We start from the raw sequence: 25,737 nt of genomic DNA on the forward strand, positions 1-25,737 counted from the left end.
TGAGTCACTGGAATTCCGCCCGAAGAGGCAAAAGAAAGGAAAAAATGCCCTAGAATCGGTGCGATTCCGCCCGAAGTGGTAAAAGAAAGGCAAAAATGCCCTAGATCGGGTGCAATTCAGCCCGAAGCAGCAAATCAACGGTATATATCCCGTAGAATGAGCCGAATCCGGTCCGAAGCAGCAAATCAACGGTATAAATCCCGTAGAATGAGCCGAATCTGGCCCGAAGCAGCAAATCAACGGTATAAATCCCGCAGAATGAGCCGAATCCGGCCCGACGAAACAAATCAACGGTATAAATCCCGTAGAATGAGCCGAATCCGGCCCGAAGAGGCAAATCAACGGTATAAATCCCGTAGAATGAGCCGAATCCGGTCCGACGAAGCAAATCAACGGTATAAATCCCGTAGAATGAGCCGAGTCCGGCCCGACGAAGCAAATCAACGGTATAAATCCCGTAGAATGAGCCGAGTCTGGCTCGAAGCAGCAAATCAACGGTATAAATCCCGCAGAATGAGCCGAATCCGGCCCGAAGCAGCAAATTAACGGTAAAAATCCCGTAGAATGAGCCGAATCCGGCCCGACGAAACAAATCAACGGTATAAATCCCGTAGAATGAGCCGAACCTGGCCCGAAGCAGCAAATCAACGGTATAAATCCCGTAGAATGAGCCGAATCCGGCCCAACGAAACAAATCAACGGTATAAATCCCGTAAATGTCCCCAGCCCAACCCGGTTACTATCCATTACCAACACGGAGGCCGTTTTCGCCACACATTTAATGTGATCCCTACTATGATGAGTGAAATTTGTTAAATGAGCAGATACATCCGCACCAATTGTAAATATGTTAGGGAATTTATCGCTGCAAATAAATAACTGACACCGCTATACCAGCGATATCAGTTTACAGTGCTTAGCGATTAAGCTAGCGGCTGCCTATTTTTAGCTTGTTCCTCTCGCATCCACTGTGACAACTGGCGTTTGAGCTTAAGGAACTCGGGAGAGTCCGTAATCTCATCACGGCGTGGCCGCGGAAACGGCACATCGACTGTATGCAGGATGGAGCCGGGGCGGCCGGAAAATACATAGATACGATTAGAGAGCAGCAACGCTTCTTCGATGTTGTGAGTAATGAACAGCACAGAGCGGCGATTCTCTTCCCACAGCTCAAGCAGCCAGCGCTGCATTTCACTGCGAGTTAGTGCATCGAGTGCGCTGAAAGGTTCATCCAGCAACATTAGCTCCTGCGGAGCGAGCAATGCTCTGAGAAAAGCTGCACGCTGCTGCATCCCGCCAGACAGCATATGCGGATAAGCATGTTCGAACCCGCTTAACCCAACCTTGGCAAGCCACTGGCGTGCTTCCTCGCGGGCTCCATCCCGCAGTGCGCCCTTGATCTCCCCAGCAAGCAGCACATTATCCTCAATCGTACGCCAAGGAAAAAGAGCAGGCTGCTGCGGCATATAACTAATTTCACCGCGTTGACCTGTAACGACCTTACCGTTCATGCGGATCGTGCCTGCATCGGGTTTCACAAGGCCGCCAATCATATGGAATAAGGTGCTTTTTCCGCAGCCGGAAGGACCAACGATCGAAACGAATTCTTGTTGCTCTACCTTGAGAGAGACATTATTCAGAACTTTTGTCTTACGGCGACGATGGAAAAAAGATTTGGAGATGCCGCTCACTTCAAGGGCGGGTGCCACGGTATGAGCTTCAGGGGAGCTTATAACTTCTGTTGTTCTGTGTTGCATTTGCGTCGCTTGAGACATACAGGCATCTTCCTTTCTATGAGTTACGGCGCGGCTTCCAGCGAACCAGCCATTTTTCCAACAATGCAATAATAGCAAAGAGTACAAGACTTAAAAGTACAATAATAACAATAGCGACAAACATCCGATCCGTACGATAAGCGGATTTCTGCAGAAGCATATAATAGCCGATACCTTTATCCGCGCCAATCCATTCAGCGACCACGGCGCCCATAACCGCATAAGTAGCAGATATTTTTACACCGGAAAATAGTGCCGGGATAGAAGAGGGTAGCTCCAGCTTGGTGAAGATTTGCCACTTGCTTGCGCCAGCCATTTTCATATAATTCATCATGACCTGATCACTTTGGGCCAGGCCGCCCATCGCAGCGACAGCTACCGGGAAGAAACATACTAGTGTAATCAGCACGATTTTGGGCAAAAGACCAAAGCCGAACCAGATAATGAGTAGGGGGCCGAGCGCGATGGAGGGAACATTTTGACTCAGAATAATGAGTGGATAAAAAGCCCGTCTAGCCCAAGGCAAGAGATGCAAAAGCAAAGCGACGATCAGACCTACCCCCGTACCGATGGGAAAACCAATTAAAGTGAGCCGCAGCGTAGCCATCGTATGAGCCCAAAGACCAGAAGCGTTACTGGTGGATTCACGGGCAATATCAGCAGGACTCGGCAGAATCCAGGATTCAATATGAAATACAGATACAGATAGCTGCCATACGGTTAAAAAGAAGACGACCGCCACAAGGGGCGGCCATATTAGCTTCCAGGTCGATCTCACGGCCGATATTTCTCCGTCAATTTATCCATGCTGATTCCGTTAGGATTATGAGCGATTTTGATCTGCGAAATTACGCTTGGACTGCCTGCTTCGATCAACGCCTCTTGCATCTGACGCACAACCTCCAGCAGCTCGCTAAGCTCACCTTCCATTGTGGTTTCCAGCGGATTCACCTGATGTTTAACACCGGATTTTTGAATGACCTCAATCGCTTTATCTACGTATGGGATGGAATCCTCATTGTTCGGAGTTTTTGGAATTACTTGAATGCTTAGTAGGGTGTTAGCCACAATAATCAATCCTCTCATTTTATATGGTAAGTTCAAAAAGCCAACTTTGATAACGAAGTAATTCAGGAAGCAAACTCGACGTCGAATCTTGAACGAACTTGGGAAGTCCGGTACTCACGTAGCACATCACTACGCTCCGTTCCTCCTTCCTCAAGTAACGTCCAACCTTCTTGGTTCTGAAAGCCGTCTTTTTGAACTCTTAAATTATAAGTTAAGTTCAAAAAGCCAACTTTGATAACAAAGTAACTCAGGAAGCAAACTCGACGTCGAATCTTGAACGAACTTGGGAAGTCCGGTACTCACGTAGCACATCACTACGCTCCGTTCCTCCTTCCTCAAGTAACGTCCAACCTTCTTGGTTCTGAAAGCCGTCTTTTTGAACTCTTAAATTATAAGTTAAGTTCAAAAAGCCAACTTTGATAACGAAGTAACTCAGGAAGCAAACTCGACATCGAATCTTGAACGAACTTGGGAAGTCCGGTACTCACGTAGCACATCACTACGCTCCGTTCCTCCTTCCTCAAGTAACGTCCAACCTTCTTGGTTCTGAAAGCCGACTTTTTGAACTCTTAAATTATAAGGTAAGTTCAAAAAGCCAACTTTGATAACGAAGTAACTCAGGAAGCAAACTCGACATCGAATCTTGAACGAACTTGGGAAGTCCGGTACTCACGTAGCACATCACTACGCTCCGTTCCTCCTTCCTCAAGTGACGTCCAACCTTCTTGGTTCTGAAGTCCGCTCTCTATTCCGCCGGTAAAAAATCATTACTGAATGCACTAGCAGCATCCAGCGGTTTATCCAGCAACTTCAGATCATACATCCAGTCGCCGTAATTTTGCCAGACCTCGGTTTTTTGCTCGCCCCAGCGGGCAGCATCGTCCTTGTATTTTGGGCTAAGCCATTTTTGGCTAGCTAGGACAAGGTCGGCGTCCAGGTCAGGAACGGCCTTCGATAACATACCGGCAGCCTCTTCCGGATGATCAATGGCATATTGATAACCTTTTGATGTGGCTTTCATGAAGGCCTTCACCAGCTCAGGATGATCTGCAATTTGCTTCTCACTCGTCGTCAGCACAGGCGTGTAATAATCGAGCTGTGGCGCATAATCCTTTAAGTACAGCATATCCAATGGCTCGCCACGCAACTCAGCCTCAACGCCAGTCCAAGCGTAGAAAATCCAGGCGAAATCAATGTCACGTTTGACGGCGGTAAAATAATCAGCTTCACCGATACTGATCAACTTCACCTTTTTCACATCGCCACCTTCAGGATCCATGATAGCCTTCATGGCTGCTTCTTCGGCCGGTGAGCCCCAGCCTCCGTAGGTTTTACCTTCGAAATCCTTTGGTGATTTAATATTGCGATCTACTGGAGCGGCGAATCCCGATGTATTATGCTGAATAATAGCTGCTATCGAGACAAGGGGGACGCCTTGTAGACGGGCTAGAGTTAATCCTTCTTGCGCGCTGATGCCAAATGCGGCTTCGCCAGAAGTAACCATAGTATCAGAACCCGCTGCGCCTGGTTGAACGATTTCGACGTCCAGACCTTCTTCAGCGTAGTAACCAAGATCCTTAGCTACGTATAGACCGGTATGATTCGTGTTCGGTGTCCAGTCGAGTGCGACTTTAACTTTGGTGAGCTCTTTTGGAGCATCCGTCCCAGCCGCTGCAGTTGGATCAGTAGCATTTGCTTTGTTTCCGGCTGTATTCCCATTGTTGCTGCCGCATCCGGCAATGGCAAGAATGAGTACACAGGTGAGGCACAACGTAAGTGCTTTTTTGAGGTGCATGTCTTCTTCTCTCCTTTAAGGTTACAAGAATCCCGTCTTCACAACATGAACCGTAAAGTGTAGTATGTACGTTTTTCTACATCTTTTAGTGATCTTACAAAAAAAGCGCCCCGAGTGATCGGGACGCTGGCTTGGCGCAAGGTTAGTCAAGGTCACAGGGACCAGAACCAATTGGCGATTCCTACGCTGGCATTATCCAGATCAGGTATAAGGGTCAGTATCTTGTGGGATACAATCTCAGCCGGCCAATTCCAGCACCCCTGGTTCTATGAAGTTAACGGGTATTTCTATGTGCAATATAAGTAAGCATAAGTTTTGTACCTATACTTAATGTCTTATATTTCTCGCATACGGTGTATTATAGACGGCTGTACTCGGAATGTCTAGTAGTGCACTCCTGAATTTTTCCAATCCAGTAGTTTCTTTTTTGCTAGTCTAGATCTTTATATTTCTTGCGGTGACGCCGTTTAAGCTCACTAACCAGCGCCCCTAGCGTGAGGACAACGCTGATCAGAATCCCGCTCATGATCACGAAGAGGGCAAGAAATTCAAAGGGGGAATATCCAATCATTTTACTCCATTGAATCTTTCCATCCAGATCGTCAATGACCTGATTCATGCCGTAAATCCCGCTTACTACCGTAAATACAGTGAGAATCATCAGCAGATTATCCCGTCGCTTGGACTGAAACTTATCCTGATACTGAAACAGGTCATTTAAGGTTTCTTTCACTTCCTCGAATAAAGCGTCGTTTCCGTATACTTTACGCAGCTGAAGAAATATCTCCCGGCCCTGCGACTGGGAAATCAACTCCAAGAAGTAGAACTTTGCCGAGAACTTATTGATGGAATAGATTAGATTGTCTATTTCCTCATAATCATGATTAATCCGAAGTCGGGAGTGCATATTGGCGAGCTTCAGCAGAACGATTTTGTGGAAAATATTGAGTAAAAATCCGTAATAATATTGCCCATACATCTGGTTGGCTAGACTTACAGCAATCTCCTGTTCAGCCCGGGTCATGCAGCAAAAGGTCTGCTCATTCATCATATAATACGTGTCTGGGCCCCAGCGATTATAGGAATGCTCATGACAATAGTTTGCAATATACGCTGGATCGCTTGCACTGGCATAGGGCTTTCCGTTCAGATCAATTCCATCAAGCTGTGAGGCGCGATAGCGTAGATTTACACTAATCTCATCAGAACCTTCTTCATTCTGAAAGCCGTAAAAAGCTTGCACCTGCATTCTTTCATCTACGAAAAAAGGAAGGGTCTCAAAATAAGCCCCATTGATATCCGATTGATCCAGATATGGCTCCAGTCCATCCACCAAATTTCGGAAGACAAAATCCTCTACCATCTCATAGGTCTGTTCCCCGCAATGAATATAAGTGTAGTCATCCTGTATGAAGGTTTTCTCTAGCGCACGGAAACGATCCGCGAATTCTAGGGCAATACTAAAGGGAATCGAATCCCCCTCCAGCTGGACACGTATCGTCACGAATCCAAGCTGAAAGGGACATATGAATATATCCGTCGAGAGAATTTTGAAAAATATAGATTGCTGCGGAATCTCCAGAATGCAGTCGAGATTATTTACTCTGGAAAAACGGCGAAACGAGTCGGCATCCTTCCTGCGCGGAAAAAGGACGTGTGCGGCAAACGGTAAATAGGTGCGCTCCATTCGTTCATGGGAAACACAGTAACCTTCTCCATAATAGGCAGCTTCCAGTTCTTTGTTATCCAGAAAAAAACGTGTGAATCCGTCGTCCTGTAATTGCTGGATAAGCTGCTTAGAATCGCCCTTTTTTATAGAGAAGGGAAATATAAACTGCATAAGCGCAGTATGTAACAAAGGCTCAGTTGAAGACTCATTTAAAGACTCATTCATTCATTGTCCATCCTTGTGCTCAGAATATGCTTATAGATCACATTACCCTAAAAGGATAACGTTGATACTATTCTAAATACTGGAACTCTTTCCTTCCACCGCTTGCCTGGCTTGGAATCTCCATGCGGCAATGCTTAGCAGGAACAAGAAGGCAGCAAAAGTGGCAAGTAATCCGGCTGTTTGTGCCACTTCTAAATGGTCCATAGACCAGCCCGTAAACAGAGGTAGCAAAGCACCACCAACGCCTCCGGAAGCAATCATAATGCTGGGTGTTGACTCTTCGGTGCCAGGCAGCATTTTGCTGGAGAAAACCAATGCAATGGAGAAAATACCGGACATAAACAGCCCCAGCAGCAGAATTACAATGAAAGCAGTCATTCGATTGTCAGTGAACGGAAAGAGTGTCAGCAGTAACAAGGTTAGTAAACAGCTGCTGAGAATGTACGCGCGATAAGATATTTTTTCGGCAATTACACCCGCAAACAATCTTCCTGTAGACATCGCCAGCCAAAAGAAAGTGACTGTCAGTGCTGCCGCAGACTCTGTCATCCCTAGCTTGGCAATAAAGATAGCCGGCATAAAGTTGACTAAACTCATCTCTGTGCCTACATAAAGAAAAAAGAAAACGATGAAGATCCCTAGCAGAATCCATTGCTTACCTTTATACGGAAATTTTTTGTTAGAACGTGAGCTTGAGGAATGCGAATTGTCTGCTCCTTGGACAGAGGCACGTTCATCCAGCATGCGTTGTAGATTACCAAAGTGTCCTCTTGCCCAGAGGATAAGAGAAATCAAAGAGAAGGCAGCGACGATTAGAAAGGCCAATCTCCACGCTCCGGCAGCAATGAGCGGACTGGCGATAAGCGGCATCACGAGTGCGCCTATCCCGAATAGAACTTCGAGCCGGCTCATCGCAATAGCCGTTCCTTCGGTTACAGCACCAATAATGATGGTGCCGATAACCGCTTCGATCATCCCGAAACCAAAACCTGCGGCAACAGCGATAAAATACATCCAGCCCCAAGGCGGTAGAAAGGCATAGGCAACTTCTGCAACTATTAGAAGACTGGTGGCAATGAGGATGCCTCCACGTTTACCGAAGCGGCGATTAAGTAGGGGAGAGACCAACACGCCTGCTAAAAAACCAGCGAATTGACTAAAGATTAATTCACCGCCAGCACTGTAATTTTGATCATAATGTTGCAGTAGAACGGGCAGAATAGATCCCAGCACAACATGTGCCAGACCGATAACGAAGTAGGAGAGACAGCCGATCCAAATCAGTTTTTTCACGAAGTAAGCTCCTTATCTTGATGTAGTTTATGGAGTAAGGTCGGATTCAATGTGAACCTGAAGGGTACATTATAATAAGCACCATTGTTATGATAAATCCAAACGGTGAGCTTGGATATATAAACTTTTGTTTACATGCTTGAAGGGAGAGATTTACGTAATGGATAACAAACAACTGGAACAACTCATTATTAAAGCATTGGATGACAACAAGTTCGGTTCCTTTGGTACGATCGAAGAAGGAAATAAGCCGAAAGTACGTTATATGGCCATTTTCCATGAGGGTTTGAAGATTTATTTGGCTACAAATCGCAAAACTCATAAAGTGGAGGAGCTATCCGATAATCCGAATGCTTTTGTACTGCTTGGCTATGAGGCCGGCGGAAGCAAAGATGTGCTGGAGATTGAAGCGACCGCTACCGTCTCTAAGGATGAAGGCTTGCGCTCCAAGGTATGGAATAAAGAGCTGGAGCCATGGTTTACTGGACCTGATGATCCTAATTATGTGATTTTGGAGCTTACTCCAACACGTATTGAGTATGTAGGTAGCAATAAAGAGCATGGAGTATGGCAGCCATAAGCTATAGCCTTGAATTGATCAAACAGCCCTCCTATCCCCTATGGGGTAGGAGGGCTGTTTGATGTGTTATAATGACTTCAACTTTTTAGGTATTCATATCGGGGAGGAGCTAAAGCTACATGAGCGTTACTCTGTTATATATTGAAGATGATCGTGAGATTGGCAGCGTAGTGTCTGCTGATTTAAGCGAAAGAGGATATAGTGTCCGCTGGCTACGGAGCGGCGAAGGTGCGATGGAAGAAGCCGGCGCCTGCCAACTGGCTATTCTCGATGTTATGCTTCCTGGTCTGGATGGGTTTACGATCGGGCAACGATTGAAACGTTCCTACCCTAAGCTGCCCATTTTAATGCTCTCCGCCCGAACCTCGATTGATGATAAGCTGCAAGGTTTGGAATTCGCAGATGATTACTTGACCAAGCCTTTTCATCCGGATGAATTGGCCGCTCGAATCGAGGTGCTGCTCAGACGGAATGGGGCATCTGTACAGGATTCGCTCACACTTAAACATCTGGTCGTATATGAAGGGGATAACCGCGTGATAAATGCTCAGACTCAGGAAGAAATCATGCTTACAGGCAAGCAATTTCAGATTTTTTCCTATTTGCTGCGTCATCTTAACCAAATTATGACGAAGGAGCAGATCTACGAGGCCGTGTGGGGTGAGGCTTATATCGAAGGGGATAAAACTCTGATGGTACATATTCGTTATTTGCGCGAAAAGCTGGAGCTTGATCCGGGTAATCCGGAAATTATCGAAACTGTCCGTGGGATCGGATACCGGGTAAGAGCATGAGAGGATTGGAGCGCATTCGCAAGAAACGCAATTCCTCTTTGTTATCAGGGTATTTGCTAATTATCGTTTCTGCACTGCTATTTATCCCTGTGGTCCTTCCGCTGTCTTTTGTTGGCTACAATATTGTTAACGAAGTGACTAAAGGTGCCCCGCCTGTAGATACATCCCTGTATTCGAATATTGCACCGCTGGAGACTATGTGGCATAAGGAGGCACTTCACTTAGAAAATGCTTCTTCGGAAGCCATAAATCAGCGGCTGCATGAACTGAGTCGAAAATACACTGAGACTACTATGTTTTGGGTAGACGGGCAGGGAAAAACCCAGCTGATTCTCACACCTGATGAAGGGGATACGGATAAGATTTACCATGAAGTTCCTGATCAGTGGACTGCGGCTGAGGCTATTTCATTTATGAAAGAAAGTACGAATCGTGATCCTTTAGCCATCGTTGCTTTCGTGGGGGACAAGGTGGAGGCAGGCAAGGGATTTATAGTGATGCAAATTCCAAGTGAGCTGCTGAACAAAGGGGCTTATGGGGGATTAGGGGCTTGGGCTTGGTATAACTTTGTGTTATTTACCCTTTTTGGAGGGTTCGCTCTGGTTTCGTGGATGTTCTTTAGAAAAATTCGCAAACGGCTATTGCAACTGCAAACCGCGATGATGATTACAGGCCCGGATAGAATGCCTAAGTCTATAGTGACAGGCAAACTGGACGAGATCGGTCGCCTGGAGGAAGCTTTTAATACGATGGTAACCAAACTGGATGAAAGCCGACGCAGGGAAATAGAAGAGGAAGAGTTGCGTAAGCGTCTAGTCTCGAATCTATCTCACGATTTACGTACACCTCTAACCGTCATTCGCAGCCATATCCATGTTATGACCAAAGAGGATCTGACCTCAAAAGGTAAGCAGTCCTTACAGCTTATGGATGAGCGTATTGCGGATCTTAGCGTCCTGATCGAGAATCTTTTATCTTACAATCTGCTCAATAGTGGACGGGTAACCTTAAAGCTGGAACGTAAAGATGTTTTACGCTTGTTGCGGGAAAGTGCGGCTGCTTGGTACCCCGTATGGGAAAAAGAGGGCTTCGACATTGATATTAACCTGGAAGCCGAACCGCTATTCTGGAGGGTGGATGAGGTCTGGTTCCGCCGTATTCTCGATAATTTGTATCAAAACATTGTACGACATGCCAGCAGCGGGCATTATGTCGGGATCTCAACGGAGCAACGTAATGAACAACGTGCCATAATTATTGCGGATCATGGTCGAGGCATTCAGAGTCCATCCGATTACAAGGGGGCAGGTTTGGGATTGTCTATCGTCGATCTTTTGATGAAGCATATGGAGCTGGAATGGGTTATGGAGAGCACAGGCGAAGGCACTTCTATTGTAATCTTTGATCCGCGTCGTGAAATTTAAACAAAACTTAAACTTGGCACTTCCTTGTTCTTAACCTTGGGACGTTATGCTGTATACCGAGGTGAAGAACATGGAAGAAACAGTGATTAAAACTAAGGATTTATTGAAAAAATATCGTGGCCGGGCTGCGGTAGAAAATTTGAATTTAAATATCCGCAAGGGTGAGATTTATGGTTTTCTGGGTCCCAACGGAGCTGGGAAAACTACAACAATCCGTATGCTGCTTGGCCTAATTACACCGACATCTGGAAAAATTGAAGTGTTCGGCCAGGATCTTCGGAAGAATAAGCTGCAAATTTTACGGAAGGTAGGGTCGCTTGTCGAATCCCCCTCGTATTATGGGCATCTGAGCGCTGTGGACAATCTCGAAGCGATCCGCCGCATTCTGGATGTTCCGAAGTCACGAATCGCTGAGGTGCTAGATATTGTTTCTCTAACCGGGGAAGAGAGACGTCCGGTCAAAGGGTTCTCCCTCGGGATGAAGCAGAGACTTGGTATCGCAGCTGCCTTGTTAGGGAATCCAGAGCTGCTTATTCTGGACGAGCCAACGAACGGACTCGACCCGTCAGGGATTCAGGAAATTCGTGGGCTTATCAAACGTTTGCCACAGGAGCAAGGAATTACGGTTGTAGTATCCAGTCACCTGCTTAGTGAAATTGAACAAATGGCAGATACCGTGGGTATTATTCGCCAAGGGCAAATGGTGTACCAAGATACAATAGCTAATCTGCAACAACAGGCTGCTGGCGAGATACGCCTTGCGGTTTCGGAACCAGAGTCTGCGTTACGTCTCGCTGGAGGCCGGGGCTATGAAGGGACACTACATGAGCAAAAACTGATTTTTTCAAGAATGAACGATGCAAGAGTAGCGCTGCTAGTCAAAGCTTTGGTAGAGAATGGGCACGCTGTCTATCGTGTAGAGGAGCGGAGACAATCGCTTGAGGACTTCTTCCTACAGGTTGTGGGAGGCGGGGAATCATGATGTGGCGGGCGTTGTCAGCGGATTGGCTTAAAATCCGCGGCAAAGGAATTTGGTTTCTAGTGTTTCTAGGACCGATTGGTCTAGTAGCCATGCAGGGCCTTAACTTTGGCCTTCGTTATGATTATCTGCGTCAGCAGTATAGCGCGGATTTATGGGGAGGACTACTGGATAATGTGTCCGGGTTTGTGCCCACAGCTCTTTTTCTGGGAGGCACTTTAGTATGCTCGCTGATTGCAAATGTCGAACATCAGATGAGCTCGTGGAAGCAGCTCTTGGCACTGCCTATCTCCCGTACTTCAGTGTTTATGGCTAAGCTAACGCTCTGTCTGCTGCTTGTGGCAGTTTCCTGTTTGTTGCTCTCAGTGGGGATAGTTGTTTTAGGGCTTATTTTGGGCTTCAAAGCTGATCTTACTCCTTATGTGGATGTACTCAGAATTGGCTTTATGTCCTATATTGCGGCTCTGCCGGTCATCGCGCTACAGCTGTGGCTTTCCCTGGCTAATCGTAATCAGACACTGCCGGTTGCCCTGGGGATCACATTATCCTTGACGTCATTTTTCTCCATGTTCCTTTCGGAGTGGGTGCCTTTAACATGGCCATATTTGGCGTGGGACTCCTCTAATCGCCTCTTGTTCAGCGGTGCGGGTCTGCTGCTGGGAATGCTGGTGTTTTTGCCGGGTGCAGTGCATTTCGCTCGAAAGGATGTGGATTAAGATGAAGTCATTTTGGAGAGTATTATCCTCAGAGCGATTAAAAATGTCTAAATCATATGTTTGGCTTTTAGTCATAGGAAGTCCGGTTTTATCACTGGTTCCCGGATTGTTATCGGATAATCAAGGCGAGAAGATGACTTGGGAGCTGCTGTTAAGTGTGATGTCAATGATGCATGCTTTGCTGTTTCTGCCTGTGCTTTCAGGCATTTTTGCGGCCCTGATCTGTCGTTATGAGCATCATGACGGTGGCTGGAAGCTATTGTTGTCTCTGCCTGTAACCCGGTTGTCGGTGTATCTCTCAAAATATGTGATGATCATCGGATTGCTGGCTGCTGTGCAAATAACGTTCCTCGTTATGGTGCTGGGAATGGGCTTGTTCCGTGGGGCTCCAGATCCAATCCCTTGGGCGCTGCTGCTAAAATCAGTATTTGGCGGCTTTGTAGCCTGCCTACCACTCGCCGCATTGCAGCTGGCGATCTCGCAAAGCTGGAGCAGCTTCGGCGCACCGCTGGCGCTGAATGTGAGTCTGACCATTCCCAATATACTGATCGCTAATTCTTCAACCTACGGCCCCTATTATCCTTGGGTACAGCCGATGTTAGCCATGAGTCCTTATGGTGATGACGGATTTGGTGCCTTTAATCTGCCTTTAGAGACACTGATGATGATAGTGGGAGGGAGCTTGATTGTCTTTTTTGCCGCAGGACTAATCTCCTTTTATCGTAAAGCAGTCTAATTCATAATCAGAGGCTATAAACTCCTCCTCAATGGACATCCCGTGCTGTTTTTCTTATAATTAAAGAATATAATTAGCTAAGATGGAGGAGGGCGAGAGCATGGAGCCAACGGCATTAGAAGATTGCGACAATACATGCAAGGGTTCAGAGCTTGAACCGGAATCCATTGCATTGATCCTGCCAGACCGTGGGATTACTGATAAAATGGCAGAAATGTTCAAAGCGTTGGGTGATCCAACACGAGTGCGGCTCATTTACGCTTTGTCCCAGCAAGAATTATGTGTACATGATTTGTCCGTGATCCTTGATATGGGCCAATCTGCGATATCCCATCAGCTCCGTTATTTACGGAATCTACGGATCGTGAAGCGCCGTAAAGAGGGGAAAACGGTATTCTATTCGCTGAACGATGCGCATGTGGAGCAGATCTTTTTACAGACCCACGAGCATGTCCGACACGAATAGCTAGTTGCAAAAAGGGGGACTCCCAGCAGCCATTGGATGGCTTTTGGGAGTCCCTCTTTTTATTATGCCGACGAGTCCTGATCATCCGCTACGGCTTACGGACCCAGTTGACCTTATTTGCAAAATTAACTCTTTTTGAGCAGAGTTGCGGACCTCAGTGCAGTTATTCCTTAGAAAGAGGTCTTGTTTTGCTCTTTTTCATGCCAATAGCGCCTATGGGGTCCGATATTATGCTAAACCGGGGATAATACTGCTTTTAGGGTCAACTGGGTCCGTTAGCTGTGTGGGTTGCGACAAATATTGCTCTAATGAAACCAAGTTGAATCAACTGAAGCTTTGTATTTTGAAGCAAGGGTTAGCTTATTAACTGGCTTGATTTAGGTTCTTCGTTAGGTTTGGTTTTCTAAAGGACAACACTAGCCAGACACATTGCACTGCGAGCACTAGCAGGATAAATAGATCGATTCCCATGTATTCACTCGTATTATCATTGCCCACAAACTGAATTAAATTATGTATAAAATGAAAGGATATTAGCGGAAGAATATTATTATTTTTTAGCATCAGCAAGGCTAGCGCAAAACCGATCAGAAGCGCATATACGAGTTGTAGAAGAATTTGTGTGATATCTGTGCCGGATAATGCATTAAGTAAGTGGGTAATAGAGAAGAGAATGCTTGAAGTGATCACTGCTGTTTTAGCCCCTTTAGGAAGCAAGGTCTTAAAAATCAAACCGCGATAGATGCTTTCCTCCACAAAAGCGACCAGCAGGGTGAAAAAAATAAAGAACAGTACCTCGGATGCGCTGATCTCACGAAAACCCTTAAAGGATATGGTAATCAGGACCACTACTAGTGGGGCATAATAGATCCAGTTGCCCGAGGATATGGTGTTTAGAGGTCGGAAGCCGAGCGTGCTCCATTTGCGCTTAACTGTAAAGTAGATGATGAGTACAAGCGCGATTGGGATGAAGGAGATAAGTACAGGGGCGTTGTACGCAAGTTCCTTAATGGTTGCGTAAGCCCCGGCGGCAGTTACGGCTACAAGTAATAACACCTCGATAATAACTACGCTCCAAATGGGGTGTTTCTGTGAAAAAGAAGACGTTTTGGCTAGCTTTGACATGTTCTAAATTCATCCCTTCTGTGTAAATCATTTGCCCATCGAGCTTCATTGATAATGGGGTCATTCGTATGTAAGAAACTTACTTTCGGTCATACATGATTTTACATATTTTCACGTAAAGGTCAATTGATTTAATTTTTAAGATAATGTAGAAAAATGGTGTATATCGCGTATTGACCTTGAAATATAAAGGGAATATAATAGGGCTAAGATAACATATGAACAAGTGCTCATATATGGTTTTTATTTGAGGAGATGTGCCGTATGGATACAATGCAAGGAAAATTAAAACGTCAGTGGGAATTAGAAGGTTTGGATTGCGCCAATTGCGCGATGAAAATTGAAGATAAGGTGAAGAAGATTGAAGGTGTATCGTCTTGTTCCGTTAACTTTGTAACAAAAACAATGACGTTGGAAACCGCCGCAGGGTATGAGGAATCAGCGATTGTAGAAGCGAAGAAAACGGTGAAGGCACTCGAGCCCAACGTAAATGTGAAAGAGAAGGTTGGGGGAAATCACAAGGCGCGCAATAGCGGTGCTCATGAACATACGCATGCTCACGAGCATGGTCATGAGCACGGCCATCAAGCTGATGGACATCATCATGATCATGAGGATGCTGAAGGTCATGGTCATACACATGAGCATGGGGAAGGCGACACACGCAAAATATTGCTGCGGTTAGGCGCTGGTGGAATTCTTGCTCTAGCTGGGATATTCCTGCCCGTGGATGGAGTAGTTGAATTGCTGATCTTTTTGGCAGCCTATCTTATCGTGGGTGGTGAAGTTGTCTGGCAGGCGGTTAAGAACATCATCCGTGGCCAGGTGTTTGATGAGAATTTCCTGATGGCTCTGGCAACTATCGGTGCATTTGCGATTGGTGAGTATCCAGAGGGCGTGGCAGTAATGCTGTTTTACCAGATTGGAGAACTGTTCCAAGGTCTGGCTGTGAATCGTTCACGCCGATCTATTACGGCACTTATGGATATTCGCCCCGAGTTTGCCTATCTCAAGCTTGGAAATGATCTGAAGAAGGTCTCACCTGAGGAAGTAGCCATCGCAGATTTGATTGTTGTTAAACCCGGTGAGAAGGTACCCCTTGACGGAACTATACTTGAAGGTAACGCCATGATGGACACATCTGCACTTACTGGAGAGTCGGTACCACGATCAGCTGGTCCAGGAAGTGCGGTGTTAAGTGGTTTTATTAACCGGAACGGCGTAATTACTGTGCAAGTTACTCAGACCTTTGGAGAATCGGCCGTATCCAAAATACTGGAGCTAGTGCAGAATGCATCAAGCAACAAAGCTAAAACCGAGAACTTTATTACTAAATTTGCACGTGCCTACACACCTGTAGTAGTGATCACAGCAGTTCTGCTGGCCGTCGTTCCTCCACTGCTGATCAGTGGTGCGACTTTTTCGGATTGGATTTACCGAGCACTTGTATTCCTCGTAATCTCTTGTCCTTGTGCGCTTGTGGTCTCGATTCCACTGGGATTCTTCGGAGGGATTGGTGCAGCTTCACGCAGCGGTATTCTGATTAAGGGAAGCAACTACCTGGAAGCCCTAAATGATGTGAAGGTAGTTGTCTTTGATAAAACGGGAACGTTGACCAAGGGACAGTTTAAGGTGACGGGGATTTATCCGTCGGGTGGCAAATCTAAGGATGAATTACTGCGGACAGCCGCTTATGCGGAGAGCCATTCCAATCACCCGATCGCTGAGTCGATTCGGACGGCTTATGGTGAACAGATTTCTAAGGAAGCTATCACGAATTACAATGAAATCTCTGGTCATGGTATCGAAGTAACTATCGAAGGCAAGACCGTATTTGCAGGCAACGCACGTCTGATGGAGCGTGAGGGAATTGCTTATGAGGTCCCAGAGCAGAGCGGTACAGTTGTTCACATTGCGGTAGATCATCAATACGGGGGTTATCTGGTGATCGCCGATGAAGTGAAGGAGGACTCACTGCAGGCCATTCAGCGCCTCAAAAAGCTTGGTATACGCAAGACGGTGATGCTGACAGGTGATGCTTCCGCCGTAGCTGAAGATGTAGGGAAGCAGTTAGGGGTAGATGAGGTACACGCAGAGCTTTTACCACAGCATAAGGTAGAGGCCATCGAGAAGCTGGATCGTGAAAAGTCTCCACGCGAGAAGATTATTTTTGTCGGAGACGGAATTAATGATACTCCTGTACTGGCTAGAGCCGATGTCGGGATCGCTATGGGGGGACTCGGTTCCGACGCTGCCATTGAAGCAGCGGATATTGTAATTATGACCGATGAACCTTCGAAGATTGCTGTAGCTATCGGAATTGCCAAGCGTACACGGACCATCGTATGGCAAAATATTATTTTTGCTTTAGGTGTAAAAGCTATATTCCTTCTGCTCGGTGCATTCGGGATTGCCACGATGTGGGAGGCTGTATTCTCAGATGTAGGGGTAACCGTACTAGCCGTACTGAACAGTATTCGAGCTTTAAAAGTGCAAGACGAGGGTTAAGTATCTTTGGTGTTTAAATAAATGATTTCAACAAAAGTGAGCTTTAGGATTCCAGTTTTAGGGGTCTTAGGGCTTATTTTTTTTATTTGCCAGCAAAGAATTTGTCTTTTTTTGCCGATATAGAAGATATATCCACATCAGGAGACATTATAACAAATGGAGTGAGGAGGCTATTTCATCGTGAATGAAAATGAAATGAAAGGAAACAAGATGAAAAAAATGAGAAAAAATGTAACGAAGAGAAAAGCGACGTCAATTCAACTTAAGTGGTCATCTGTTATATTAGCTATTGCAATCGTGCCGCTCATGGTAGCGACCATATTTTTACTTGATTATTTCGGCAATGTCACACGCACAGACAGTGAGCAAATGGCGCAGGACACCATTAATACGAACACATTCCGGATGGATGAGTGGCTATCCAACAAAACCTCGTCCGTAAAGGATCTGGTGTCCCAGCATCCTGAGTTCGATTTTACGAATCCAGCGAGTATCTTCCCTGTGATAGAAGTGCTGGAGGAAAGTGACAGTGAGACAGAAGGTTACAGTGTCATCAGTAAAGACGGCCAGTTAACTAATATGATGAACATGACCGCAAGTGTAGCAGATGCGAGCTATTTCTTGAAAGCGAAAGAAACACATGCGCCTGTGTTGGGGGAAATGTCCTATCTGGAGCAGCTTGATAAATATATCATTCCGATCGTAGTTCCTGTCATGGATAAGGATAAGCAATTTATGGGAGGTATTGTCTTCTCGATTACTCCTGAAGTTCTTGCCCAAATGAGTAATGAAATTACTATGGCGGATACCGGATTTGGATACGTAATCTCAAATGATGGCATGTATTATACTTATCCAGACGTCAGTCGTATGGGCAAAAAAATTACCGATTACGCTAAAGAGCCGGCTCTTCAGAAGGTCGTTGACAAGATTTTGAGCAACAAAGAGGGGTCCGAAACTTATAAGGGCGAAGATGGTAAGAAAGTCATTACATACTTTAAGACCATTCCAGATACTGACCTGAAGCTTCTTGTAACAGTACCGGAGAAAGAGGTTTTTGCCAAAGTGACCTCTGCACAAAGAACAGCAATGTTCATCTTATTGGCAGTTATACTCGTCATAATTTTTGTTTCTCTCTACCTTACTCGCCTTATCGTTAGACCCATTAAAGCTATTTCCTCCACTATGAAAAAGGTGGCAGAGGGTCATCTGAATGAGAGGGTTAAAGTGCAATCCGGAGATGAAATCGGCGAGATGAGTCAAAATATCAATGATATGATTGAGACACTCTCCGGTATTGTCAACAAGATTGATACAACGGTAGTGGAGGTTTCTTATTCCTCAGAAGGAATGCTGAAATCGGCTCAACGGTCGTCTTATACTTCAGCAGAGGTAGCAACAGTTATCCAAGAAGTGGCTCAAGGAATGGAAGAGCAATTCAGAGGCTCGGAGCAATCGGCAAGAGCAACGGAAGAGATGGCCGTAGGTTTGCAACGTATTGCTGAGTCCTCTGCAGCGGTATCAGATCAGGCTGAGACGGTCAACTCAGAAGTAGAGAGTGGCTATTTGGAAATCCAATCTACACTGCAACAGATGGCTGTTATCAGTTCCACAGCTAATCAGACAGCCGAGATGATTGGTAAATTAAGTGAGCAATCGGAACAGATCGGACAAATTGTGGATGTAATTTCTGAGATATCCAATCAGACAAGCTTATTATCTTTAAATGCTTCTATTGAGGCTGCCAGAGCTGGGGAACATGGCCGTGGCTTCGGGGTAGTTGCGAATGAGGTGAAGAAGTTAGCGGAGCGGACGAACAGTTCCATCATTAGTATAGTGGAGCTGATCGGCGGCATTCAGTCTTCGACAACAAGTGCAGCGGATTCCATGAAGAAGAGTATTGAGGAAATTGGCGATGGAATGGGAAAAATGCAAAACGTCGGTGTTTCCTTTGATCATATCCGTTCTTCGATCCGTGAAGTATCGTCGCAAATACAGGATGTGTCAGCAATTAATGAAGAGATGTCAGCTGGCACAGAAGAAATAACGGCTTCTATATCCGATATGCTCGGAATAGCTAAAGAATCTGCTGAGAATGCTCAGGCGGTCTCATTAGCTTCAGCGGAGCAGACGGAGATTATGAAGGATGTCGTGTCCTCGGCGGAATCACTTAATGAAGTGATGTCTGTGCTGAAAGAAGAAATCGAGAAGTTTAAAAAGTAGGAGATAAACTGAGATTCATCTCCTTATAATACAAAAAATCGCTCTTTGGGAGCTGGTGGGCTTATTTCACCAATTCCCAAAGTAGCGATTTTTTTTGTTCTTTATGAGATTAAATGCTTTCTTCCAGCTGTAGACTCTCGATGCCTGCACGTACAATATTGCAGGAGTTGTTCAATTTCTGGGTTTCCTCTGTATTTAAATTAAGCTCCAGCAGCTCTTGAATCCCAGTGTTGCCTATAATGGCGGGCACACCCGTGCATACACCACTATGTCCGTATTCTCCATCCAGAATGGCGGATACGGCGATAATTTTGTGCTCATCATTCAGGATCGAACGGGTAATGTAGGCAAGTGCGCTGCCAATCCCGAAATGTGTGGAGCCTTTACGGGTGAAAATTTCCCAGCCGGCATCTTTTGTCTTGCGGGAGATATCCTCCAGATCCAGATGCGGGAACCGCTCGCGATGCTGATCCAAAATTTGTAGAATAGGCTTGCCGCCAATTGTCACATGGGACCAAGCTACAAATTGAGATTCGCCATGTTCACCTAACGCGTAGCCATTAACACTACGCGGGTCAATGGAGAACACATCGGAGAGCAGTGTTTTTAGGCGCGACGAGTCAATGGAGGTTCCGGTACCGATAATTCTGTGGCGAGGCAGACCTGATATTTTCCAGACCATATAAGTGACAATATCGACCGGATTAGCGGCGACTACGAATATTCCATCAAATCCCCCAGCCATGATGTTGGTAATGATTTCTCTAGTAATAACAGCAGAGGCTTCCAATACGTCAAGTCGGGTCTGCCCGGCTGTTGGATTAGCACCAGCGGTTAAGATAACTACATCCATCTTTGCACAATCGCTATAGGTTCCGGCATATACCTTTGTGCGTGTGCTTGTGAAATCCATACAGTGCGAGAGATCAAGTGCTTGTGCCATAGCCCGATCATAGGTGCGGTCGATCATCATTATCTCGTCACAAATGGCCTGATTAACCATGGAGTAAGCACAGCTTGAACCCACCATTCCGGCCCCGACGATGGCTACTTTTCTCGATTTACTTTTCAATTGCCTTGTCCTCACTCTCTAAAAGTTATACGCAGTATAGGTTTCCAAATGATATTTATTTCAGCATTAAGGTCTTTTGGAAGCTTATCGTTAGGTATGCTTATAGTTTAACGTATCCCTTCGCAGGTTACCTGACATCGGACTTACAAAGAGTATATTTTTTCTTTTTAATGCTGAATAGGTGACATAATGCGTTAGATATTTTAGGTGATCTATCCCTATAGTGTATGTAAAGTACTAAAAGAGGATGTAATAAGAGGATGGCTAATTGATGTCAGAAAAGGGTGAAAAGTAGAAAAAAGCAGAGGATATAACATAAGCTTGAGTTACAAGAGGTAAGAAGTCATCTCAAGGATATCGGGTAAGCACCCTGAGATGGCTTCTTAGGATCATTGTTGACAATCATGGCTGGGGCAGCAGACTCCCCGAGGAAGTCATAGCCTTATAACGCTTGAACATAAAAAATCTCCAATGAACAATCATGCCGAAGGCTAAAATAAAGAACAAACCACCGGACTGTGGGATAGACACATAACGGTTAATAAATTCATGGAGTAAAGTGCGGACTAGAAGAAGTCCGAGCAGGATAAACGCAAAGCTCTTGGAGCGTTGAGCATAAATTTGTCCATCACGTTGTTCAAAATGGGTGCTGCGTATAAGAGGATACGCGAAGATGAACCAGCCAATCAGAAAGGCGACTGCCGCCCACCATAATGGGAACCTGACCGCAGGTGCTACAAACATGGCAAAACCCGTCGACATACCGAGAGGTGGAATCCATATTTTTCGAATGGTAACCGGACGTGCGCTTGCTTTTAGACGAATGAAAATAACCATCAGCGCCATGAACAAAGCCCCTAATGTAGAGCCAATATGTAGAAGCGAGGGGTTTATGTTACCCATGATACACGACCTCTCTATGATTTCAGTCACTTGTATCTTCATTATAACAGAAAAACGATGGCAAAACATTGAAGTGTATTGGCTCCATACCCGCTACAATTCCAGCTTAGGAATTATTTCTTAAAGGAGCGATACATACAAAAATCCCCGCCAGAGCATACTCTGACGAGGATTTATTGATGTGAATATTATTATCTCAGCCCAGACTTACGAACGGCTGCGTCCACTTGTCGAGCGAAGAATAAGGCTCACGATAAAGATCAGCACAACCGCACCGATCAAAGAAGGGAAGAAGTAGAAATCACTTACTTTAGGTCCCCAGCTTCCCAGAAGCACGCCACCGAGCCATGAACCGATAATACCAGCGATGATATTACCGATAACACCACCAGGAATATCTCTGCCCATAATCAGACCAGCCAACCAACCAATAACCCCACCAACGATTAACATCCATAGAAAACTCATGTTACTTCAACTCCTTCGTTTTGTTGTTTGCGATGTCTACTATTAACCTTTGTGACCATCTTTAAACCACATGGAAAAACTTACTTCTTCCGGAATAGTTAGGGAGTAGGCTCTAAATGCAGTTTCGATAATGTATTACAACTATAAACATGCTATAGTGAAAAAATATTATAAAATTATGAGTAAACCCCTATTAGTAAAGGGTAAGTAAGAAGTAATACAATACATAAAGATAAAGGAGCCACTATTATGGAACGGGCTAATGAGGCATTGTTTTATGTAGGAACGTATAACTCTGAGAATGAGAAGGCGATTCAGTTATGTGCGCTTAGTCTTTTATCGGGGGAAATGAGAATTCTTGAGGGTACCGAGGGAATTGAGAACCCATCGTTTTTAGCTGTGAATAGTGCAGGCAGCGTGTTGTATGCAGTTAGTGAGAAGGATCAAGGTGAGGTTTACGCATATGCAATTGATCCCGCAACTAAAGCGTTGCAATCACTTGGAAGTCGTTCTACGGAAGGCGGCGCTCCTTGTTATGTCTCCATTAGTCCTAAGGAAGATTACATATTCGTCTCCAATTACTCGGGAGGCAATGTTAATGCTTTTCCTGTAAATGAAGATGGTTCGCTTCAAGAAATGTCCGACCAAGTAAAACATGTGGGTTCAGGCATTCGTGAAGACCGTCAGGAGGCTCCGCATCCGCACTCTGTCATTCCGGACGCAAGTGGTAGACATGTGCTGGTGTGCGATTTGGGACTGGATCAAATTGTGATCTATCGCCCTGAAGAGGGCAAACTGGTAAAACATCGTGAGCTTAATCTGCCACCTGGTTCAGGTCCGCGTCATCTGGCGGTGCATCCCTCTGGACAATGGATCTACCTGGCGAATGAACTGAATTGTACAGTAACGGCATTTGCTAATGATGAACAGGATGCAAATCTAAATATTTTACAGCATCTTAGCACGCTTCCTGATAATTATACTGCTGGTAGTGACGATACAGCTTCCGATATTCATGTCTCCCCTTGTGGCAGATTCCTGTATGTCTCCAATCGCGGACAAGACAGTATCGCCCTGTTCCATATCGATGAATTAACGGGTCTGCTTGAAGCGGTGGATTGGCAGGTTACCGGCGGGCGTACTCCGCGTAACTTTGCAATTATTGGGGATAAGCTGCTTGCTGCTAATCAGAATAGTGATAATATTACCTCGTTCTCCATCGATAGTGAGAGTGGCAGATTAATCCCTACAGGAAATGAATTGGAAATGAAGTCACCTGTTTGTGTGCAAGCGTTGTAGGCTGAGACTAGGTTATTGTATGTCGTAAAAATAAGGGCTATTCCCGTAATCCATTCATTTTTTCGTGAGTGGAGGTTGGGAATAGCCCTATTTTGCAAATGAAGACCTAAGGATAATAGCAAGTGATTGTTAAAATGTATTTCTGATACCTAAATCGTAAAAACCGATGTCATCAAGCATGATCCGGTCGCCTTCTTCTTCAAGATAGAAGGTGATTTCCGTCAGGTTGTCAGGATCCAGCTCTGGTTCTTCCTCCTGAAATTGTTCGAACGGCATCTCGTAGGTTTGAAATACAGCTTCGGAAAGGTCGCCGTATTTGCCATCGTTTATCCGCTCTTCAAGCCATGGGAATAACGTGAACTGAGTTTGTGGAAGTGGCAGTATGTCCATTACTTCATCCAGCGTCAAGCGTGCTGAGGTATCGTTATGGTCAGTTAACTCCACCTCAACCTTTGGAGGTTGTGGAACATCCATTTCTTCATTCATGTCGTCATTCAGATTTGCCATGGAGAACGTAAGGCCATCTGCCCCTAAAAGAGCAGTTTCAGTACGGACACTGTCGTTAAGCTTAATGTTGTAATAAGCTTCTTCGTTTTTGCTGGCTGTGCGTTCAAGGACAACACCATAGGTGGCTTTGCTTTTCGACTCCCGGTCTTTAGCTAACTCTTCTGACCAAGAAATACCCGATGCTGCTGCTGTTCCCAGTTCTACAGTGTTTTTGTTACGGTCATCGTCAAATGTGGCTACAGGACGATATCCCCCGCTTTGGAATCTATTGTAGTAGGCGGTATCTGGTAACCACTTCAGCCCGCTGCGATAATCCCGGAACAAGCTTTGGTATTCCTCTTTTTTATGCAAGGTGGTCTCTAAGAAAGCTGATACATAGACCTTGGCGATTTGCCGTTGTTTGTCTGCATCCATGATTTGTGTCCGATTTAAAAAGAGTCCAGCTGGCAAGGTCTGATCATACCCGCCCCAATCGCTGTTGAATTGACTGTGATTGGCATCCGCAATATACAGCGAGCTTTTGAAAGCAGATGATCCTTGGGAATAGGAAGTGCGTATATACTGCCGATCACCATAGAAATCATGTACATCTCCATCGCGGGCTCCCTGCAAGGTCAAATAATTGATGTCTTTGAGACGGGCTTGCTGGTCATCTATTGTTTTGTCCGTCGGTGCAAGCGCGATTACAGAGGTTATATTAAAGCGATTAACTGCCGCCATCACCGGATCATCCTTAAACCAACGAGTGGCATCCGCGGCCATAGCTACGGCTTGTCCTCCGCGGCTATGGCCGAGCAGGGCGGTTTTTGTGAAATCTATTTTCTGATAAAAAGGACTGCCCGGATCATCTGAAAAATCTGCTAGCTGCTCTAAATGTTTCAGTAGGATCCAAGTACGTACTTTAAAATCATTGTCCGGAATGCCGGACCAAGCAGAATAATTCAGGAAATTCTCATCGAGCGAGATCGCGATAAATCCCCGGCTTGCCAATAGTTCGCCGAGATAAGCGTACCCGCCATCAGAGTAATCTTCCATCATATGATTGCCGTGCACCATCAGCACTACTGGATATGGACCTTCACCTTCTGGCATCCATACGCGACCATTCAGGGGAAGTGCCTTATAATCGAAACCCCAGAATAAAGTGCGCAGCTTTGACCAATCCTTAATATAAGCAGAAGCATCGGCCGTAGAGGATATCAAGCTTGTATCCTTGCCGTATTCGGCACGATGAAGATCGGTACCACTGGCATAGGTGAAGGTCTGATAAGCTAGATTGCCTGGTATTCCCGGATCGGAGGCTGTCAGTGGAACGACTTCCGTATCGTTGATATCGACCGACTCTGAAATAGGAAGTTCTTGTACTCCGCTTGCCAGCGCAAGTGGGGAAAAAGTCACCGCCACTGTTAGCAGAAGCCCTAGTGTTATTCTTTTGCTGCGGAGCAGGCCGATGGCTAGTCCGCCTAATGCCCCTAGCAGTGCAAGCACGACCGCGATGACAACCGCGGCTTCAATCTCAAAATCTGCGTAATATAAGATTAGTAGAATAGCTCCAAAATCACTCAATACACAGCCTGCAAATAATCTTGGGATACGCAGTCCGGTCAACGCTAGCAGAACAGCTAAGATATTGCCGGAAATCGCCAGCAGGACAGTGCCTGCACCTGCAGCAAGAGCGATATCGGTAGGTTTACCTAATCCAGTAGGAATGCCTAACACGGCTGTACTAAAGACTAAAAAGCATACTATCCAAAGACCGGCTATAGCTGTTCTCCAAACTGCTGTATCGTAACGGTAGGTTCCCCTAATTCTTCGTCCAATTTCTTGAGCCATACGTCTGTGGAGCCGTGGTTTCAACGGCGCAGGGACGTACTCTAACTCCATACCCATGACTCTCTCCCCTGACATAAAGCGGTATTTTCTCTTAACCCATAAGCTGTAGCAATAATATTACTTTATAGCATCAATAACAAGTGGATCTTACAGGAACCGACCCCATAGCTTGTACGGTGTGGTGTGTGGGAGTTTTCTTTGACATAGGCTGGAAAAAAAGGTTTGACACAGTTAAAGGGTTTCAGTATTATATCCATATAAACCAACTAAGTAGATAGG

22 protein-coding genes and 1 riboswitch are annotated in these 25,737 nt (G+C 45.6%); of the genes, 10 read left to right on the forward strand and 12 right to left on the reverse strand.

Annotation, left to right across the window (positions count from 1 at the left end; all coding sequences use genetic code 11):
- Positions 1-100: 100 nt before the first annotated feature.
- The 7 genes from NYE35_RS02435 to NYE35_RS02465 form a co-directional block, all read right to left on the reverse strand.
- Positions 101-694, reverse strand: coding sequence for a hypothetical protein (locus NYE35_RS02435; RefSeq protein WP_341120088.1), 594 nt, complete (start codon positions 692-694; stop codon positions 101-103).
- Between the two features lie 229 nt (positions 695-923).
- Positions 924-1,757 (reverse strand): ABC transporter ATP-binding protein, encoded by an 834-nt coding sequence (locus tag NYE35_RS02440; protein WP_076101297.1) that lies wholly within the window; start codon positions 1,755-1,757, stop codon positions 924-926.
- Between the two features lie 34 nt (positions 1,758-1,791).
- A complete protein-coding gene (locus tag NYE35_RS02445) occupies positions 1,792-2,553 on the reverse strand; it encodes an ABC transporter permease (RefSeq protein ID WP_036682669.1) in 762 nt (253 codons plus the stop codon).
- Positions 2,550-2,843: a thiamine-binding protein gene (locus NYE35_RS02450; protein ID WP_036682688.1), complete on the reverse strand. Its 294-nt coding sequence runs from the start codon at positions 2,841-2,843 to the stop codon at positions 2,550-2,552. The genes NYE35_RS02445 and NYE35_RS02450 overlap by 4 nt, the downstream gene beginning before the upstream one ends.
- Positions 2,844-3,588: 745 nt before the next feature.
- Positions 3,589-4,638 (reverse strand): ABC transporter substrate-binding protein, encoded by a 1,050-nt coding sequence (locus tag NYE35_RS02455; RefSeq protein WP_076273109.1) that lies wholly within the window; start codon positions 4,636-4,638, stop codon positions 3,589-3,591.
- Between the two features lie 161 nt (positions 4,639-4,799).
- Positions 4,800-4,910, reverse strand: a riboswitch (TPP riboswitch).
- A gap of 158 nt (positions 4,911-5,068) precedes the next feature.
- Positions 5,069-6,532, reverse strand: a complete 1,464-nt coding sequence (locus tag NYE35_RS02460; RefSeq protein ID WP_051491254.1) for a hypothetical protein — start codon at positions 6,530-6,532, stop codon at positions 5,069-5,071.
- Between the two features lie 72 nt (positions 6,533-6,604).
- On the reverse strand, positions 6,605-7,825 hold the full coding sequence (locus tag NYE35_RS02465) for an MFS transporter (RefSeq protein ID WP_094902071.1): 1,221 nt from the start codon (positions 7,823-7,825) through the stop codon (positions 6,605-6,607).
- 160 nt (positions 7,826-7,985) lie between these two features.
- Between NYE35_RS02465 and NYE35_RS02470 the strand changes: the two genes are divergently transcribed.
- The 7 genes from NYE35_RS02470 to NYE35_RS02500 all read left to right on the forward strand — a co-directional run bounded on the left by NYE35_RS02470 (position 7,986) and on the right by NYE35_RS02500 (position 13,520).
- Positions 7,986-8,405 carry a pyridoxamine 5'-phosphate oxidase family protein gene (locus NYE35_RS02470; protein ID WP_036682665.1) on the forward strand — a complete coding sequence of 140 codons (420 nt, stop codon included), beginning with the start codon at positions 7,986-7,988 and terminating at the stop codon, positions 8,403-8,405.
- 119 nt (positions 8,406-8,524) lie between these two features.
- Complete coding sequence (locus tag NYE35_RS02475; protein WP_036682664.1) at positions 8,525-9,199, forward strand: response regulator transcription factor; 675 nt, start codon at positions 8,525-8,527, stop codon at positions 9,197-9,199.
- The gene (locus tag NYE35_RS02480) at positions 9,196-10,623 is read left to right on the forward strand and encodes a HAMP domain-containing sensor histidine kinase (protein ID WP_076103828.1); all 1,428 of its coding nucleotides are present in this window, start codon (positions 9,196-9,198) and stop codon (positions 10,621-10,623) included. The genes NYE35_RS02475 and NYE35_RS02480 overlap by 4 nt, the downstream gene beginning before the upstream one ends.
- A gap of 70 nt (positions 10,624-10,693) precedes the next feature.
- A complete protein-coding gene (locus NYE35_RS02485) occupies positions 10,694-11,605 on the forward strand; it encodes an ABC transporter ATP-binding protein (protein ID WP_036682661.1) in 912 nt (303 codons plus the stop codon).
- Positions 11,602-12,318: an ABC transporter permease gene (locus NYE35_RS02490; protein WP_036682659.1), complete on the forward strand. Its 717-nt coding sequence runs from the start codon at positions 11,602-11,604 to the stop codon at positions 12,316-12,318. Before NYE35_RS02485 ends, NYE35_RS02490 begins: the two co-directional genes overlap by 4 nt.
- A 1-nt stretch (position 12,319) precedes the next feature.
- Positions 12,320-13,054, forward strand: a complete 735-nt coding sequence (locus tag NYE35_RS02495) for an ABC transporter permease (protein ID WP_036682657.1) — start codon at positions 12,320-12,322, stop codon at positions 13,052-13,054.
- Positions 13,055-13,154: 100 nt separating this feature from the next.
- Positions 13,155-13,520: an ArsR/SmtB family transcription factor gene (locus NYE35_RS02500; RefSeq protein ID WP_036682656.1), complete on the forward strand. Its 366-nt coding sequence runs from the start codon at positions 13,155-13,157 to the stop codon at positions 13,518-13,520.
- A 363-nt stretch (positions 13,521-13,883) separates the two neighbouring features.
- Here the strand turns inward: NYE35_RS02500 and NYE35_RS02505 are convergent, their stop codons facing one another.
- Entirely contained in the window at positions 13,884-14,645 is a 762-nt protein-coding gene (locus NYE35_RS02505; RefSeq protein WP_036682655.1) for a CPBP family intramembrane glutamic endopeptidase, read from the reverse strand.
- Positions 14,646-14,909: 264 nt separating this feature from the next.
- Between NYE35_RS02505 and NYE35_RS02510 the strand changes: the two genes are divergently transcribed.
- Positions 14,910-17,153 (forward strand): heavy metal translocating P-type ATPase, encoded by a 2,244-nt coding sequence (locus NYE35_RS02510; RefSeq protein WP_094902069.1) that lies wholly within the window; start codon positions 14,910-14,912, stop codon positions 17,151-17,153.
- 180 nt (positions 17,154-17,333) lie between these two features.
- A complete protein-coding gene (locus NYE35_RS02515; RefSeq protein ID WP_235219477.1) occupies positions 17,334-19,376 on the forward strand; it encodes a methyl-accepting chemotaxis protein in 2,043 nt (680 codons plus the stop codon).
- A gap of 109 nt (positions 19,377-19,485) precedes the next feature.
- On the opposite strand, the gene NYE35_RS02520 is transcribed toward NYE35_RS02515, so the two are convergent.
- From NYE35_RS02520 to NYE35_RS02530, 3 genes are all read right to left on the reverse strand, one after another.
- Positions 19,486-20,448 carry an L-lactate dehydrogenase gene (locus NYE35_RS02520; protein ID WP_036682652.1) on the reverse strand — a complete coding sequence of 321 codons (963 nt, stop codon included), beginning with the start codon at positions 20,446-20,448 and terminating at the stop codon, positions 19,486-19,488.
- Between the two features lie 402 nt (positions 20,449-20,850).
- Positions 20,851-21,351, reverse strand: a complete 501-nt coding sequence (locus tag NYE35_RS02525) for a CcdC family protein (protein WP_036682651.1) — start codon at positions 21,349-21,351, stop codon at positions 20,851-20,853.
- Positions 21,352-21,558: 207 nt separating this feature from the next.
- Positions 21,559-21,819, reverse strand: coding sequence for a GlsB/YeaQ/YmgE family stress response membrane protein (locus NYE35_RS02530; RefSeq protein WP_036682650.1), 261 nt, complete (start codon positions 21,817-21,819; stop codon positions 21,559-21,561).
- 249 nt (positions 21,820-22,068) lie between these two features.
- Here NYE35_RS02530 and NYE35_RS02535 point away from each other — a divergent pair, with 249 nt between their 5' ends.
- Positions 22,069-23,118, forward strand: coding sequence for a lactonase family protein (locus NYE35_RS02535; protein WP_038568464.1), 1,050 nt, complete (start codon positions 22,069-22,071; stop codon positions 23,116-23,118).
- 129 nt (positions 23,119-23,247) lie between these two features.
- Here the strand turns inward: NYE35_RS02535 and NYE35_RS02540 are convergent, their stop codons facing one another.
- Positions 23,248-25,515, reverse strand: a complete 2,268-nt coding sequence (locus tag NYE35_RS02540; protein WP_176462589.1) for an alpha/beta hydrolase family protein — start codon at positions 25,513-25,515, stop codon at positions 23,248-23,250.
- Between the last annotated feature and the right edge of the window lie 222 nt (positions 25,516-25,737).

Source organism: Paenibacillus sp. FSL L8-0494 (genome assembly GCF_038003695.1).
In the GTDB taxonomy this organism is placed as follows: domain Bacteria; phylum Bacillota; class Bacilli; order Paenibacillales; family Paenibacillaceae; genus Paenibacillus_AQ; species Paenibacillus_AQ odorifer.